Source organism: Aureispira anguillae (assembly GCF_026000115.1).
Taxonomy (GTDB): Bacteria; Bacteroidota; Bacteroidia; order Chitinophagales; family Saprospiraceae; genus Aureispira; species Aureispira anguillae.
This window is the reverse complement of sequence record NZ_AP026867.1, coordinates 1,355,310-1,370,345: the sequence shown is the minus strand read 5'-3', so window position 1 is coordinate 1,370,345 and position 15,036 is coordinate 1,355,310. Positions and strand designations below refer to the sequence as shown.

The following is a 15,036-nucleotide window of genomic DNA, read 5'->3' as shown; positions in this document are numbered from 1 at the left end:
AACTACTAGCTTTGATCTCGAAAATCAACAACATTTTTAAACAACTTCAATTATAAAACGCATCCTGAATTTAGAAACACGAAATGTTACTAAGCTCAGGATGCTCTAGATGTTCAAATTAGTTTAAGGTAAAAACTATTTAGGATTAATTTCAAATAGCTCTACATCAAAAATCAAGGTAGATCCCGCAGGGATTTTTGCCCCCATTGGTCGGTTTCCATACGCTAAATTTGCAGGAATAAATAGACGATATTTTGATCCAACAGACATCAATGGAATTCCTTCTTGCCAACCTTTGATCACTTGATTAACTCCAAAGGTAGCGGGAGTTCCACGTTCTACAGAGCTATCAAATACATTTCCATTGACCAAAGTACCATGATAGTGAACCTTTACACGATCCGTCAAGGTAGGTTTAGGACCAGAACCTTTTACGATTACCAAATACTGCAAACCGCTTGGCAAGGTAACGACTCCATCTTTTTTGGCGTTTTCCTTTAGAAAAGCTTCTCCTTCAACAAGTGCATTGCTTACTGCTTTCTGTCCAGGATTAACTTCCAACAACTCTACTTCGAAAATCAACGTTGATCCAGCAGGAATTTTTGGCGATGGAGATTGCAAACCATAAGCTAATTCTTGAGGAATATAAAAACGATAAGTCGCTCCTTCCGACATCAATGGAATTCCTTCTTGCCAACCTTTAATTACACCACTTAGTGGGAAATCAATTGGTTCACCACGTTCTACAGAGCTATCAAATACATCCCCTGTAATTAAGGTTCCATGATAATGTGTTTTTACCTTGTCGGCAACCGTTGGCTTCTTTCCTGTTCCCTCTTTGATAATTTCATACTGCATTCCATTTTGCATGGTAATCACGCCTTTCTTTTTGGCGTTTTTAGCCATAAATTCCTTGCCTGCCTTAATATTTACAGCAGCAGCAGCTTCTTTTTTGGCCTGTACATTTTTTTGATATTCTTCGTTCTTAGGCGTAAAATAAGCTTTTAGGATTTCGTCCATTTTAGCATCCTCCATTTTTAAAGACTCACCAGCTTCGGCAGCTTTAAATGCAGCTTTTACAACATTCAAATCAAAGTCTGAAGCAGGAATATCTACTTCTACCGCCAAACCACCAATAGCACTAACGCCCAAATTATAGGCAATGGTAGCAGCAGCATCGGCATCGGCAGAAGGTGTTCTAGATTGCATACGAGTTTGTAAAACTGATTGAGCCGCTTGGAACGCCTTTTTGTCACCTTCCATTCCTTTTTTTAGCCCCTCTACAAACTTGTCGGGATTTTTTTCATCTTTGGTCAAGCCCATTCGAGCCACTCCTTTAGAAATCATAGCTCCATAAGCATAACTACGATCTTTTATTGCTTGTTTTTTATCTGTTTCTTGGGGCTTTTGTGCAAAAATACTTGTTGTCAACAACAAGGATGCTGAAAAGCATATCAACCAGGATAATGTTTTCATAATATTAATATTGATTATTGTTAAGTTATAATAATAATTATTCTTACTTAAGTAACAAAAGGCTTCTTATTTGTTTTGTCCATTAAAGACTAAAAATACATATTCGCCACACAACTAACGAAAACAATGCCATCTATATTGGAACAAAACTAACGAAGATCGGCAGAAGGCTAAAAAGATAGCCCCTGAATGCAAAAAATTGGACAAACCATAGCTGATTTGCCCAATTTTAGTATTTCTAAAAAACCTACAAAAATTATTGTGCAGGATTGATTTCTAGTAATTCTACCTCAAAAATCAATGCAGATCCACCAGGAATTTTTGGTGATGGAGCTTGCATTCCATACGCTAAATCTTGAGGGATAAAAAAGCGATATTTTGCTCCTACAGACATCATTGGAATTCCTTCTTGCCATCCTTTGATTACTCCATTAACAGGAAAAACAGCAGGCTCTCCACGATCTACAGAACTATCAAAAATAGAACCATCAATCAAGGTTCCATGATAGTGTGTTTTTACTTTATCTGTCAAGGTTGGTTTTGCTCCACTACCTTCTTTGATAATTTCGTATTGCAAACCTGATTCAGTAACCATTACGCCTTCTCTTTCTTTGTTTTCAGCCAAAAACTTAGTTCCTGCTTCAATTGCTTTAGCAGCTTTGGCAGCTTCTTTAGTTTTCATGATTTCTGTATACTCATTATACTTAGGCTCCAAGTATTCTTTTAGAATGCTATCAATCTCTACCTTAGTTAGATCAAAAGAATCTGAAGTCATCCCCGCAGTATAACCATCTTTTACACCATTAAAATCAAAATCATTAGCAGACATTTCAATTTCTTGAGCCATCATTCCAATATTAGAAGTCACCCCAATACAATAAGCAATTTGTCCACCAGCCTCAGGAGTTGTTGAAGCAGGTTGTCTGCTGCGTTGATCCAAGGTATTTCTAGCCAATTCAAGCGCTGAAGAATCTCCGTTAAAAGCGACCTTTAGCCCTTCTATAAATTTATCAACATTTTTTTCGTCCTCACTTAATCCTTGTGCTCCCTTAAGTGATTGTCCCATCTGAACACCATAAGCATAGCCCAAATTGTATTCAGGACTTCCTTTTTTTTGTCCTCCTCCTGCTTCATCAGTACAAGAGGCTAAAGCTATTACTATATATGTGAATATAGAAAGCGCCAATAGATTTAAAATTTTCATAGAATGAATTTCTTTTTATTTAAGTCAATACAATAAACCAAAAAACATTGGACAACCTCCAATGTTTCGACCTGCGAATTTAGCATTTTATATTTAAAAAATTCAAAGAATAGTTGCTGGATTTTTTCAATTCTAAAGATAAGTAACTACGCAGAACTAATCATTGTAAGTTTAGCGCATACTCAATTTTGCGTCGTTACTTAAGAAAAAATAGGCTTAATTCTTTAGAAGAAAAAAACGCAACAAAGTTGCATTAACAAATAAAATCTCCTAGCTTTGTTGCAACAATATTGCATTAACGTTTTTATATACTAAAAACATAATTGCAAATACTAGACATTATCACGAATGAAATGGTATGCCTACAAAAACATCTTTTTCTGATTGGCTTCGTCAAATGCTCTACTTCATAGCTTACAGCTATGAGGGCTATATCCTTTGTGCTACTAGCACAAGCCCTCGCAGTTAGTGCGCTAATGCTTATGAGCTCGCAGGGCTCGGTTCGCTATTGCTCATGCTTTTCCTCGCCCTTCAAAAAAATCTTGCTTTTTCGACTATACAACTCTATTCGTGATAATATCTAATCTTATATTAATTATCAAATTTTTTAATTACTTTATTGGTATGAAAACTGCACTAAGTTTAATCTTTTTTATTATTACACTTAATTTTTTTAGTTGTACAACCGCAGAGGAAGAGGTACACAATCACATTAGTATTACAATTGATGCTCCAGCCAACAATTCTACTGTTGCCGATCCTAGCGCTGTTGAAATTGATATTGATTTGACAGCTGAAATAGAACTGCATGATGTAGAAATAACATTAAGCGATAATAACAATACTAATATTGCTCCTTTTGATCCAATGGATGTTCATGTTCATGCAAAATCACATCATGTTCACGAAACCATCAATTTGTCTAATTATCCTGCTGGTTCTCAATTTAAGCTTACAGTAGAAGCTTGCGAAGACCATGATTGTGCAGAAAAAGAAACAAAAACCATTACCTTTAGTATTTAATCCACTATAGGGCTTTTCTATAAAAATGTTTACACAAAATTGTTTTCTGATTATCAAGTATAATCAAATCGGTTAATTTTCAAATTAACACCAAAAGAGAATAATTAAAACACTGATTTTGAGTGGTTGTATTTTTTATAGGAAACCCCTTTAATACATTATAATGTCTACTTATGAATTTTAGATTTTCTTGGCTTATCCTATGCCTAACGATTGTTGCTTGTAATGAACCTACTATAGATATTACCAAACCAACAATTGTTGTATCTTCAGTTAGCCCCAACCCCATCAATGGTTTGGTTTGTGGCAATATGGAAGATCATGTCATTTACCTACAAAGTACAAATTCTGTTGTATTTGATTTAGTTTTTAGCGACGACCAAGCTTTATCTCAATACAAAATAGACATTCATAATAATTTTGATTGTCATGGGCACAGAGGGCCAAGTACAACGGATTGGAATTTGCAAAAAATAGAAATGCTTGACGGCGTTCAACAATCTATACAAGAAGTGTTAATGGTTCCAGATGATGTTACTGCAGGGGCTTATCATTGTTCTGTACAAGTCTTAGATGAGTCGGGCAATCAAACCCCAACGACCATTTACACTCTTCTTATTCAGAATAGTTCTGATACGATTCTTCCTACTCTTAATTTAACACAGCCTTCTACGACAAGTACAACCCTCAATAGAGGATCCGTTCTAACTGTTCAAGGCAATTTGATGGACAATCGTAACTTGGAGCATGGTCGAATTGAACTCATCTATTTTACTCCCTCTGGAAATAAATCGACTGCTGCAACAATTTCACTGGATAATAGTGTGAGCAACAATTATGCTTACACCTTTAACTTTACCATTCCTTCTTCATTTGTTAATGGACGCTATGATTTTGAAGTACGAGCGTATGATGGAGTTGGAAATAGAGCTACTAGTATAGATTTTGAAGTAAATGTCCAATAAAACAACAAGAGCATCTTGAAAGTCAAGATGCTCTTGTATTATAATACGATCTATCGATAAACTAAAGCTTACCTTTTGTTTTTTGATCTCCAAAAATTTCATCAATCGTAAACTCCTCTACCTTTCCTAAGGTTTTCAAAAACTTCATATCAACCTTATCCTTGTCTCCCAATACCAAATAAGTATACTTGCGTCCTTTTATTTTTTCCGCTTGAAATTTTTTGAGCGCAGCAACTACTGCCTTTTTATCGTTTACCAAGGCGCTAACCTTGTCATAAACATCTTTGCGAGCATCATGCTTTAAGCCTTTCTTTTTGTTCCTTCTATATGTCCAATAAATACCACTTTTAGTAATGCGCTCCGATTCTATTTTTTTGACAATAGCCTCTGCTGCTCCCTGCATTAGATTTTCTGAAACAGGCATATTTTCTATAATATCTTTCATAGCAGGAATCGCTTGCTCCATTTTATCCACCTGAGTTCCTACAAAAGCTCTAAAATAATGTGGTTTATTTTGTTGAGCAGGAGCACCATTACTAGCATAAGCAGAATAAGCCAGAGCACGAGATTCTCTGATTTCTTGAAAAACAACAGACGACAATCCTCCTCCAAAATATTCGTTAAATAAACGGCTATCAACAGATTCTTCCAAATCAAATTGTTTGGTTCCTTTAGATAACATCATGATTTCCGCTTGAGTCATATCAGGAAAACTAACAAAAATAACCTTGTCCTCATCCGTATCAACTTCTATATACTCTCGCTTTGTAGGAATGGGTTTTAATGTCTTAGGCACCTCATGATGTGCATCCAAGATGGTAGCAATTTGGTCAATTGTCTTGGTTCCATAATAGAAGACATCATGTTCGTAAGCCGTCAAAGAATGAATTTTTTCGACCAAATCCTCTGCTTTAATTTCGTCCAAAGCTTTCTCTGACAAACGATCCATTAGAGGAGAATTTTTACCATATTTTCCATAGCTGTACATCGCATTGTATAAAATAGCTCCTTTTTGTTTTTTCTGGTCTGCTCGTTGCTTTTTAATGGCAGCAATCATATTTTTTAGGGCATTTTCATCCCCCTGAGCATTCGCTAAAATATGTTCAAACAACTTTACTCCTTTTTCCAACGAACTTTCTAATCCCGTTAGTGTAACATAAGCAACATCATTGGCGGCATAAACATCAAAGCTCACTCCAAGTTTAAAAAATTCCTCTTGAAGCTCAGCGGAAGTATACTTATTAGTCCCCAAAAATGGCAAATATCGCACAGCAATAGGCAATAACTTATCGTGTTCTGCCCCCATATTTACAATATAATTAAGGGAAAATGTTTTATTATAAGGATTCGTGATATGATCCAATTGAATGTTATTAGACAATTTTTTGGATGCAATCTGTTGATCAAAATCCAAAAAGACAGGTTCCAAAGAAGGAGTACTGATTGCATCCCATTTTTTCTTAAAATCAGAAACTGTCTCTCTGTTCAGCTCTAAGGGCGTAATTTTAGGTTTTTCTACTTCAAAAATATCTCCTGGTTTGCCTTCTCTTTTGTAAACAATAACACATTTGCTATCCTTGAGTTTTTCATTGGCAAAATGCACAATATCTTCTTTGGTTAATGCACGCATTTTGCGATAATGCGCTACAATATCTTTCCATTCTCTATCGTACAAAAATGCCATTAACATCTTGTTGGCACGTCCATAATTGGACTCCATTTGTTTGATTTCTTTATATTCTTGATCATTGATTACAGCATCTATTAACCAATCGGGAAAGGTTCCTTCCTTAACAATAGCAAGTTGTCCCAATAATAATTTTTTGACCTGTTCCAAAGATTGTCCAGTCTTGGGCTGTCCAGCCATACAATAAAAGCTATAATCGTAAGCTTCATTAAAATACGAATAAGTTTGGGCTCCTGTACGTTGTTTTTTCACCAAGTTTAGATCAATCAACCCTGCACTTCCATTCGCTACAATTAGATCCATCAACTCGGCAACCAAAGCATCTTTGCTTCCTGCCCCCTCCAAACGCCAAGCCATTGTAATGGTAGGGCTTTCCTTACTAAAAACCTCCTGCTCTACAGGTACCTTAATTTCTGGTTGTTTAGGATTAACCCACTGCGGTACGCTTTTTCGTTGATAACTTCCAAAGTGTTTTTCAACCATTGGAACCACCTCGTCAGGATCAAAATCTCCTGCTAAAATGATTGCCATATTATTGGGAACATAATAGGTCTTAAAATATTCGTGAATTTTTTCCATAGAAGGTTTCTTCAAGTGTTCACCTTTGCCTATGGTTGTTTGCTGCCCATAAGGATGCTGCGGATAAAGCCCCTCTAACAAAGCCTTATTGACCTTGCGAAAAGTGGCATTTTGACTGATGTTAAACTCCTCATAAACAGCTTCTAATTCTGTATGAAAAAGCCTTAAAACCAACTCACTAAAACGCTCTGCTTCCATCTCTAGCCATTTATTCAACGCATTAGAAGGAATATCATTTACATAAACAGTTTGGTCAACCCAAGTATAAGCATTTGTCCCTTTAGCCCCCAAAGAAGAAACCATTTTGTCATATTCATTGGGTGCCACATACTTTGCCGCTTCAAATGAAAGAGAATCTATTTGTTCAAAAATAGCGGGTCGTTCGTGATCTTGGGCAACACGATTCGCCTCATATAAATCTGAAATTTGCTGGAGCAATACTTTCTCTTTTTCCCAGTCTAAAGATCCAATTTTGCTGGTGCCTTTGAACATCATGTGTTCTAAATAATGGGCTAATCCAGTAGCATCTGCTGGATCGTTTCGAGAACCTGTCTTTACGGCTACAAAAGTTTGAATACGAGGTGCATCTTTATAAACGCTCATATAGACCTTTAGCCCGTTCTGAAGTGTATAAATCTTAGTTTTTAAAGGGTCTCCTTCTACTGTTTCATACTTATATTTTCCACTTTGAGCATTGGCATCCAAAGTAAACAATACAAGAAATAAAACAAGAATCGCAGTGATGTTTTGTTTCATTGTTGTTTTTTTTAATTACTTACACTTTATCTGTCTGGTTTTCAGGAATAAAAAAGGTATTATATCCTTCTCAAACAAAACTAGTTTTTTTTTATGACAATACAGTTTAAAACTTGTTCAAATATGTACAAGTTCTATTTCCTATAGGGGAATAAAACAGCCCTTTGGGGGAAAACTGCTATTCTTTAATGAAATTTAAACTTGTTCTTAGTATGTTTGTTCTTCTAATAAATAACAGTCTCATGAATCTAAATAAAACATTACTAATTATATTACTTTGTATTGGCGTTACGGCTTCTACACAAGACAAAAAATTTTCGACACCACTCTCTCCCAGAACAGCAAATTATACCATCCAACTAAATTTGGATACCCACAAAAAACAAGTACAGGCAACACAAGTTTTAACCTTTAATAATCCTTCCTCTGATACCATCTGGACGATGCCTTTCCATATGTATTACAATGCCTTCAAAAACAATAAAAGTACATTTATGACCGAAGCCAATGGGCTTATGAGTACCAAAAGTGAAGAAGATATACAACAAGGCCTTTGGAGTTGGATTAAAATATTAACAGTTGAAGATGAGCAAGGAAATAATTTGATAGATAGCCTTCATTTTGTTGCGGTGGACGATGCCAACCCCAATGATCATACGGTATTAGAGCTACGACTCAAAACCCCAATACTTCCTTATCAATCCTATGAGTTGGAGATGTCTTGGCTTTCTCAAATTCCCAAAACAGCGATTCGAACAGGTTATAGTAGGGATTATTTTTTTATGGTTCAATGGTATCCTAAACTTGGTGTTTATGAGCCTAAAAATTGCCGCTTTGCCAAAGAAGGACAATGGAATTGTCATCAGTACCATGCCAATACAGAGTATTTTGGCGAGTTTGGTGTATACAATGTCCAAATGACCGTACCTAAAAATTTTGTGGTTGGTGCCAGTGGTTTTTTATTGGAAGAAAAGGAAGAAGGGGACAAAAAATCATATACCTATCTGGCAGAAGATGTCATTGATTTTGCTTGGACAGCCAACCCTAATTTTATAGTTATTGAAGACGAATGGAAAGGTGTTGAGCTAAAATTGATGGTTATGCCAGAACACCAATGCAACCAAGATCGGTTTTTGAAAGCCGCCAAATATGCGCTTGATTTTTTTGAGACTTATATTGAAAAATATCCTTATCCTACCATGACCATCGTTAGCCCGCCTTACTATGGTTTGTTTTCGGGAGCTATGGAATATCCAACACTCTTTACCGCTCCAACACTTTGTATCTTACCCCCAAATATTCGTACCACAGAAACCTTAACCATGCATGAATTGACGCATCAGTATTTTATGCAAATGCTATCGACCAATGAACAAGAAGAAGCATGGATGGACGAAGGCTTTACTGCATTTTTTGAAGCTAAAATGATGGATAAATTCTACCCTAAGGGAGTATTTTATTGGGATTATATGGGAATTAATGTAGGTTCTGAAGAATATCGAAGAGGACGCTTTTTTAATGCAGACAACATCAAAATTGGTCCTATGAGTAATGCTGGATGGTTGTTCAAACATGGTGGTCATCGTGAAATTGTATATGGGAAAGCTTCTGTTTGGCTAAAAACATTGGAAGGGCTGGTTGGAGAAACTTGTATGCAAGAAATCATCCACACCTATTTTCAACGTTGGAAATTTAAGCATCCTTGTCGAAAAGACTTTATTGCTATTGTTAATGAGATTGTCCCTAAACACCATGGTAATCAATTAGGGCAGGATATGAATTGGTTTTTAGATCAGGTTATTTATGGTACGGAAGAGTGCGATTATAGTGTTCATAAAATTATTAATAAAGAAATTATAGAGCCTCTGGGCTTTTTTGAAAATACCGATCAAGTCCAATTGCCTTCTGAACAGAAATCCGAAAAAATGTTCGAAGCGAAAGTAATTTTGTATCGTTTGGGCGAAGTATGGCTTCCACAAGATGTAAAAATAACCTTTGACAATGGAGAAATACGCTTAGAAAAATGGGATGGAAAAGCTCGCAGCCATGATTTTACCTATCGAGGAAAGCGAAAAATTCTTTCTGTAGAAATTGACCCTTCCCTAAAGATTCCTTTGGACAAAAACTTAATCAACAATAGCCATACTGTGGAGCAAAAATCAAGTGGCATTACCCGTTATTTCACCTCCTTTGTAACTTGGATGCAAGCCGCAATGATAACCGCTAGTACCTTAATTTAAGATTCTTCAACAGCAAGGCAAGTAGCCAAACGAGCTATTTATTTTTTATTTTATTTAACTTTCAAACATTGTCTACCCAATATAATGACCGTATTAAAAGCATTACAGCAGGGATTTAAACAAACTTGGCAATACAAATCTATCATCTTATTTTTGTATTGCTTAACGCTCTTGCTCGCCGTATTTGTTGCTTATCCATTTAAGAGTTTATTAGAATCAACCGTCGGGCATTCTATGATGATTGCTGATTTGGTCAAGGGATTTGATTATACTTTCTTGAACGATTTTAAGAACGCTTATGGCGCTGGTTTGTTCCCAATCATTGATCAATCTATTGCTGTATTAGGGCTTTATCTGTTGCTTTTTATTTTTGTAACGGGCGGTATTATTAGCACTTTTTTGCAACGACCAACACGGTACAACCGCAGTATTTTTTGGGGACAAAGCGCAGCGTTTTTTTGGCGACTATTGCGTCTAACTATTTACTTTTTAGTTTTACATTCAGTCATTTTGGGTATTTTTCTTTTTGTTTTTTACACCAGTTCCAATGGTTTATTGCCCTTTAGTCTAGAAAACGAAGGAACCATTGCCTTCAATTTTAAGTTTATAGCTCCTATTTATCTTATTGTTGGTGCCTTCTTTTTTATGTGGCAAGATTATACCAAAGTTATTTTGGTTGAACAAAACAAAAAATGGATTTTTCAAGCATTAGTACCTGCTTTTCGATTTATTGTTCAAAATTTTCGCAAAACCTACGGGCTATACCTCCTAAATTTATTGCTTTGGTTTGTGGTTGTTTTTATCAATTATAAAATTTCGACCACCATTTCATTCCAAACTGGCTCTGATATTTTACTTTCTTTTCTTTATTCGCAAATTTTTGTTTTAGCACGTTTGAGTTTAAAATTAATTAACATCAGTAGTATTGTTACTCTAAATAACGAAGTACTTACCAAGCCCCACTAATCAACAAACAATTCCTCCAATCGATTTCCCCTTGACCCTTTGACAAAGAAATAACACTGTTGATAATCTTGTTTAGACAAGTAATCTTCAACGGCTGCTTTGTTTTCAAAATAGTGCAGTTGCTTGGCAGGTGGAAAGCTTACTTCCAGAAAGGCGGCTCCAACTAAAAAAACTGCTTTAAAGGCTTCCCAATTAATACGATCAATCAACTGTTGATGCTCTGCCACACTATAAGCTCCAAGTTCTAGCATTTCTCCTAAAATTAAGATTTGAGAAGCTTGCAAAGAAGAAGCCTGAATTTCAGCCAAAAATACCTCCATGCTACTAGGATTGGCATTATAGCAGTCCAATAACACTTTATTTCCGTTCCATTCGATCAGTTGAGAACGCAATGCAGCAGGCTGATAGCTTTCTAAAGCATTCTTTATCGTCGTTCCTGCTATGCCAAAATGATGCCCTACCGCTGCTGCCCCTAGAAGGGCATCCAACCAAAATTGACCAAATAAATTGGTCTGAACGGTTGTTTCAAAATCATCAATTTGCAAACAAAACTTCAAGAAAGGACGTGCTAATATTTGAGCCTTTACCGTTGCTGTTTTGCCATAAAAAATACGCTTGGTAATAGCAGCAGAAATGTCAACCAATAACGAGTCATTGGTACAAACAAAAGCCGTTCGATCCATTTCTGCCAAGACATCATATAGTTCTTTGTTGGCTTTGATAATATTCTCAATGGAGCCATATTCTCCCAAATGATCCTTGCCACAATTGGTCACCAAACCATAATCGGGTTCAATAATTTCTGCCAAAAAACGAGTTTCTTCCAGATGATTTGCTCCTATTTCTAAAATAGCCATCTCATAACTGCTATCAATCGATAGCAAACTCAAAGGAACCCCCAAATGATTATTTAGGTTTCCTCTAGTTGCAAAGGTCTTATATTGAGAAGAGAGAACCCTACTTAGTAGTTCCTTTAGCGTTGTTTTGCCATTAGATCCAGCAATAGCAATAATAGGGCAGGTTAATTGCTGGCGGTGATATTTTGCTAAATCTTGTAATGTTTTTTCGCCATCTTCAACAAATATGTATCGGTCATCCTCCTTATATTTTTCCTTTAGATCAACATCATTAATTAAGGCATAAGCAGCCTTGCCACTTTCTATTGCAAAGGTTGCAAATTGATTCCCACGATGCGCTCCTCGTTCATCTTTTTGTCCTACCGCTACAAAAATCCCGTTCAACAATTCTTTTCGGGTATCAATAAAAACAAATGGGTGGTCTAAATAAAGTTGATACAATGCTTTCATAGCAAAATTTGGATAAAATAGTTGTTGTTTAATTGGCATTCATTGTTTCCTTTTCAAATTTCTTGGTAAAGTTTTTAATTGCTTTGCATCAAAAATATTCAAAAAAATGAACGTTTTTTGTTGATATAACATTTCTTAACTAAGAAGTTGTCCAAAACTAAAAAAAAATAGTAAGACAGCCCAAAAACCGCCCCTCCAAACCCTAAATGACTTATTGAATTTATTATATTTATATATAAAATACACTTACTTATTTTAAGAAAATCACTTACAAAAAACGCCAATGGAACCAAATAGAAAAACAGCATTTTTTGCTGGTCTACTAATTATTGTAGGAATTGTTTCTGGGATTTTGAGTATTGTTCCCTCTGTCGAAAGTTTGGATTACCTTTCCAAGGTTTCTGCCCATCAAAATCAAGTACTAACTGGAGCCTTATTTCAATTCTTTTTAGTTCCTATTTATATTGGATTTGCACTTTTATTGTATCCTATCCTAAAAACACACAAAAGCAACCTAGCCCTAGGATTTGTTGGTTTTAGGATTATTTCAGGGGTCTTCCAACTAATTGGCATCATTACGCTCCCCATATTTATCTTACTCAGTCAAGAATTTCTAAAAGCCGAAACCTCAGATTTATTGTATTTTCAACTCTTAGGAGATAGTTTAAAACTAGGTCGTGATTTAGCCAATCATTTAGGGGTTATGTTAGCAACAGGCTTAGGCAATCTGATGCTTTATTCCATTTTTTATCAAACAAAACTTGTTCCTCGATGGTTATCTGGCTGGGGATTAGGTGGCAATATTCTAGCCATGTTAGCAAGTTTTTTAATCCTATTTGGACTTATTGATGTCATTTCATCTTCCTTTGCCATCATGACTGTTCCTTTGGTACTTCAAGAAGTTGTTTTGGCAATTTGGTTGATGGGAAAAGGGTTCAATCTATCTTCCATGGCTCAACCTATGCCTAAAAAAGAGCTTTGTTAGGCTCTAAAATCAAATCATTTTCGCAAAAACCATTGTTTTTGAAGAACATAAATTTTAAATATGCTCTAACCAACCTATTAATTCTCAAATCTACCGAAAAAAAGATTGGATAAAAATATTGAGTGACATTTTTCTAAATGAGTAGTTATTTTTAAATCTTGCATAAGAAGTTATTTAAGCAACCACGAAAAGATTTTTCGCTCTTTGATAACCCTTAGGCTCACGCAGTAACCACGCAGAACCCAGCTTGCTGGCTCACGAGTGATAACGAACCGACCTCAGGGAGCTCATAAGCGCTAGCGCACTAGCTAACCTAGCAGCGAAGCTAATCGTGTGGAAATTTTAATTAACATCTTTAATTATGCCGTTTGGGTATTAGATTTTAGTGATCTAAAAACAAGGTAACCTAGCTCTAATATCCCAAAATAGAAGCATTTTACCCTACGTTTTACGATTAACACACAATTAGCTTCGCTGCTACTGCGTGAGCCTACGGGTTGCCAAAGAACCAGATTTTTTAAATAAAAAACTCACCATGATCCATCCATTTTACATTTTTTTATTCCCCTTTGTATTCCTTAATAACCAACAGCATGTTCATAAAAAAATAGCGACTTACCACAACCATAAAAATGTGTTAGAAATACAAGTAAGAAAAGATTCTAGTTTTATACCTCAAATACATATTGACAATAAAAATGATTATTCTGAAACATTTATCTCCGATCTAAAAACCATTAAAGGACTAAAAAGAGCAGACCTAAAAGGGAATCGAATGATATTAAATGAAAAGGATACGTTTTATTTCCCTCCCATTTTAAAACAGAAAAAAAGAATCGTATTAACCGCTAGAAAAGACAATTTAGCCATTGCTCTAACCATCCAGCAAATCAATCAAACTTCTATTAAGTACCAATTAGAAATGGTTGAATTTGGAAAAACGAGTACCATAAGAAAAGGTATTGCCAATTTAAGTGCTTTCTTTTTTCTAGCTAGTGAAACCAACACCTATGAAAAAACAGGAGTGGGTTATCTAGCGACTTCATTTTCTGATAAAAGTAAATCTTGTCTTACAGAAATATTGATTGGAAATATGGATGATGCCCCCAACAAGCCTTTTTTAGTAAAATTAACGGCAAATTGTAATCAAGGAATAAGGGATATAAACCTCAAAAATTTTCCTACCTTAAGGGAAAAATAAAAACACCCAATGAATATTCTAAAATTTATTGATACCATCTATAAAATTAGCCCCAAGGCGAAACAAGCACTACTCCAAATCATCAACGAAAAGCAATTTGCAAAAAATGAGTTGGTGCAACCTCCAGATAGTAGTTGCCGTACCGTCTATTTTGTAAAAAGCGGCAGTGCCCGTATTTTTTACTATAAAGATGGCAATGACATTACGGAACACTTTGCCTTTGCCAATGATATTATCGTTCGAGCAGAAAGCCTTTTTACAGGGCAAACTACCGTAAAAGGCATTGAAACATTAAGTGAAACCGTCTTATTAACAATTGATGCCAATACACTCTTTCAACTCTATGATGTCCACCACGAAATAGAGCGGTTATTTCGATTAATTTTTGAGAAAGAATATGTAAATACAATTCGACGCATAGAAAGTCTTCAATTCCAAACGGCAACAGAACGCTATCTACAACTTTTGAAAACAACAGATTTGATCCAAAAAATTCAACTCAAACACATCGCCTCTTATTTGGGCATTACGCAAGTTTCTCTCAGTCGTATTCGTGCCACTTTGAAGTAATTATTTATCATTTGTAAAAGGATACCTCCTCAAATAAGTTGACCTTTGCCCTATTATAAAGTAAAAACTGGTAAGGT

At 35.6% G+C, this 15,036-nt stretch carries 11 protein-coding genes; 7 read left to right on the top strand and 4 right to left on the bottom strand.

The genetic code is table 11. The annotated features are described in order from the left end of the window. Positions 1-135: 135 nt before the first annotated feature. Both AsAng_RS05175 and AsAng_RS05170 read right to left on the bottom strand, forming a co-directional pair. Positions 136-1,476, bottom strand: coding sequence for an FKBP-type peptidyl-prolyl cis-trans isomerase (locus tag AsAng_RS05175; protein WP_319993638.1), 1,341 nt, complete (start codon positions 1,474-1,476; stop codon positions 136-138). 256 nt (positions 1,477-1,732) lie between these two features. Continuing rightward, complete coding sequence (locus AsAng_RS05170; RefSeq protein ID WP_264791730.1) at positions 1,733-2,680, bottom strand: FKBP-type peptidyl-prolyl cis-trans isomerase; 948 nt, start codon at positions 2,678-2,680, stop codon at positions 1,733-1,735. Positions 2,681-3,304: 624 nt separating this feature from the next. On the opposite strand from AsAng_RS05170, the gene AsAng_RS05165 reads away from it, so the two are divergent. Continuing rightward, entirely contained in the window at positions 3,305-3,703 is a 399-nt protein-coding gene (locus AsAng_RS05165; RefSeq protein ID WP_264791729.1) for a hypothetical protein, read from the top strand. Between the two features lie 173 nt (positions 3,704-3,876). Further along, positions 3,877-4,668, top strand: a complete 792-nt coding sequence (locus AsAng_RS05160) for a DUF4625 domain-containing protein (protein WP_264791728.1) — start codon at positions 3,877-3,879, stop codon at positions 4,666-4,668. 61 nt (positions 4,669-4,729) lie between these two features. On the opposite strand, the gene AsAng_RS05155 is transcribed toward AsAng_RS05160, so the two are convergent. Further along, a complete protein-coding gene (locus AsAng_RS05155) occupies positions 4,730-7,690 on the bottom strand; it encodes a M16 family metallopeptidase (RefSeq protein ID WP_264791727.1) in 2,961 nt (986 codons plus the stop codon). A 242-nt stretch (positions 7,691-7,932) separates the two neighbouring features. Between AsAng_RS05155 and AsAng_RS05150 the strand changes: the two genes are divergently transcribed. Both AsAng_RS05150 and AsAng_RS05145 read left to right on the top strand, forming a co-directional pair. Continuing rightward, the gene (locus AsAng_RS05150) at positions 7,933-9,930 is read left to right on the top strand and encodes a M1 family metallopeptidase (RefSeq protein WP_264791726.1); all 1,998 of its coding nucleotides are present in this window, start codon (positions 7,933-7,935) and stop codon (positions 9,928-9,930) included. Between the two features lie 84 nt (positions 9,931-10,014). After that, positions 10,015-10,896, top strand: coding sequence for a hypothetical protein (locus AsAng_RS05145; RefSeq protein WP_264791725.1), 882 nt, complete (start codon positions 10,015-10,017; stop codon positions 10,894-10,896). On the opposite strand, the gene AsAng_RS05140 is transcribed toward AsAng_RS05145, so the two are convergent. Then, positions 10,893-12,203 (bottom strand): UDP-N-acetylmuramoyl-tripeptide--D-alanyl-D-alanine ligase, encoded by a 1,311-nt coding sequence (locus AsAng_RS05140; RefSeq protein ID WP_264791724.1) that lies wholly within the window; start codon positions 12,201-12,203, stop codon positions 10,893-10,895. The genes AsAng_RS05145 and AsAng_RS05140 overlap by 4 nt on opposite strands. 283 nt (positions 12,204-12,486) lie before the next feature. Here AsAng_RS05140 and AsAng_RS05135 point away from each other — a divergent pair, with 283 nt between their 5' ends. From AsAng_RS05135 to AsAng_RS05125, 3 genes are all read left to right on the top strand, one after another. Further along, entirely contained in the window at positions 12,487-13,188 is a 702-nt protein-coding gene (locus AsAng_RS05135) for a DUF4386 domain-containing protein (RefSeq protein WP_264791723.1), read from the top strand. 535 nt (positions 13,189-13,723) lie between these two features. Beyond that, entirely contained in the window at positions 13,724-14,389 is a 666-nt protein-coding gene (locus AsAng_RS05130; protein ID WP_264791722.1) for a hypothetical protein, read from the top strand. 9 nt (positions 14,390-14,398) lie between these two features. Continuing rightward, positions 14,399-14,959, top strand: coding sequence for a Crp/Fnr family transcriptional regulator (locus AsAng_RS05125; protein ID WP_264791721.1), 561 nt, complete (start codon positions 14,399-14,401; stop codon positions 14,957-14,959). Positions 14,960-15,036: the final 77 nt, after the last annotated feature.

Bases quoted from the DNA above. Each gene is read 5' to 3' on its own strand.
- AsAng_RS05175 (WP_319993638.1), bottom strand. From the start codon at position 1,476: ATGAAAACATTATCCTGGTTGATATGCTTTTCAGCATCCTTGTTGTTG.
- AsAng_RS05170 (WP_264791730.1), bottom strand. From the start codon at position 2,680: ATGAAAATTTTAAATCTATTGGCGCTTTCTATATTCACATATATAGTA.
- AsAng_RS05165 (WP_264791729.1), top strand. From the start codon at position 3,305: ATGAAAACTGCACTAAGTTTAATCTTTTTTATTATTACACTTAATTTT.
- AsAng_RS05160 (WP_264791728.1), top strand. From the start codon at position 3,877: ATGAATTTTAGATTTTCTTGGCTTATCCTATGCCTAACGATTGTTGCT.
- AsAng_RS05155 (WP_264791727.1), bottom strand. From the start codon at position 7,690: ATGAAACAAAACATCACTGCGATTCTTGTTTTATTTCTTGTATTGTTT.
- AsAng_RS05150 (WP_264791726.1), top strand. From the start codon at position 7,933: ATGAATCTAAATAAAACATTACTAATTATATTACTTTGTATTGGCGTT.
- AsAng_RS05145 (WP_264791725.1), top strand. From the start codon at position 10,015: ATGACCGTATTAAAAGCATTACAGCAGGGATTTAAACAAACTTGGCAA.
- AsAng_RS05140 (WP_264791724.1), bottom strand. From the start codon at position 12,203: ATGAAAGCATTGTATCAACTTTATTTAGACCACCCATTTGTTTTTATT.
- AsAng_RS05135 (WP_264791723.1), top strand. From the start codon at position 12,487: ATGGAACCAAATAGAAAAACAGCATTTTTTGCTGGTCTACTAATTATT.
- AsAng_RS05130 (WP_264791722.1), top strand. From the start codon at position 13,724: ATGATCCATCCATTTTACATTTTTTTATTCCCCTTTGTATTCCTTAAT.
- AsAng_RS05125 (WP_264791721.1), top strand. From the start codon at position 14,399: ATGAATATTCTAAAATTTATTGATACCATCTATAAAATTAGCCCCAAG.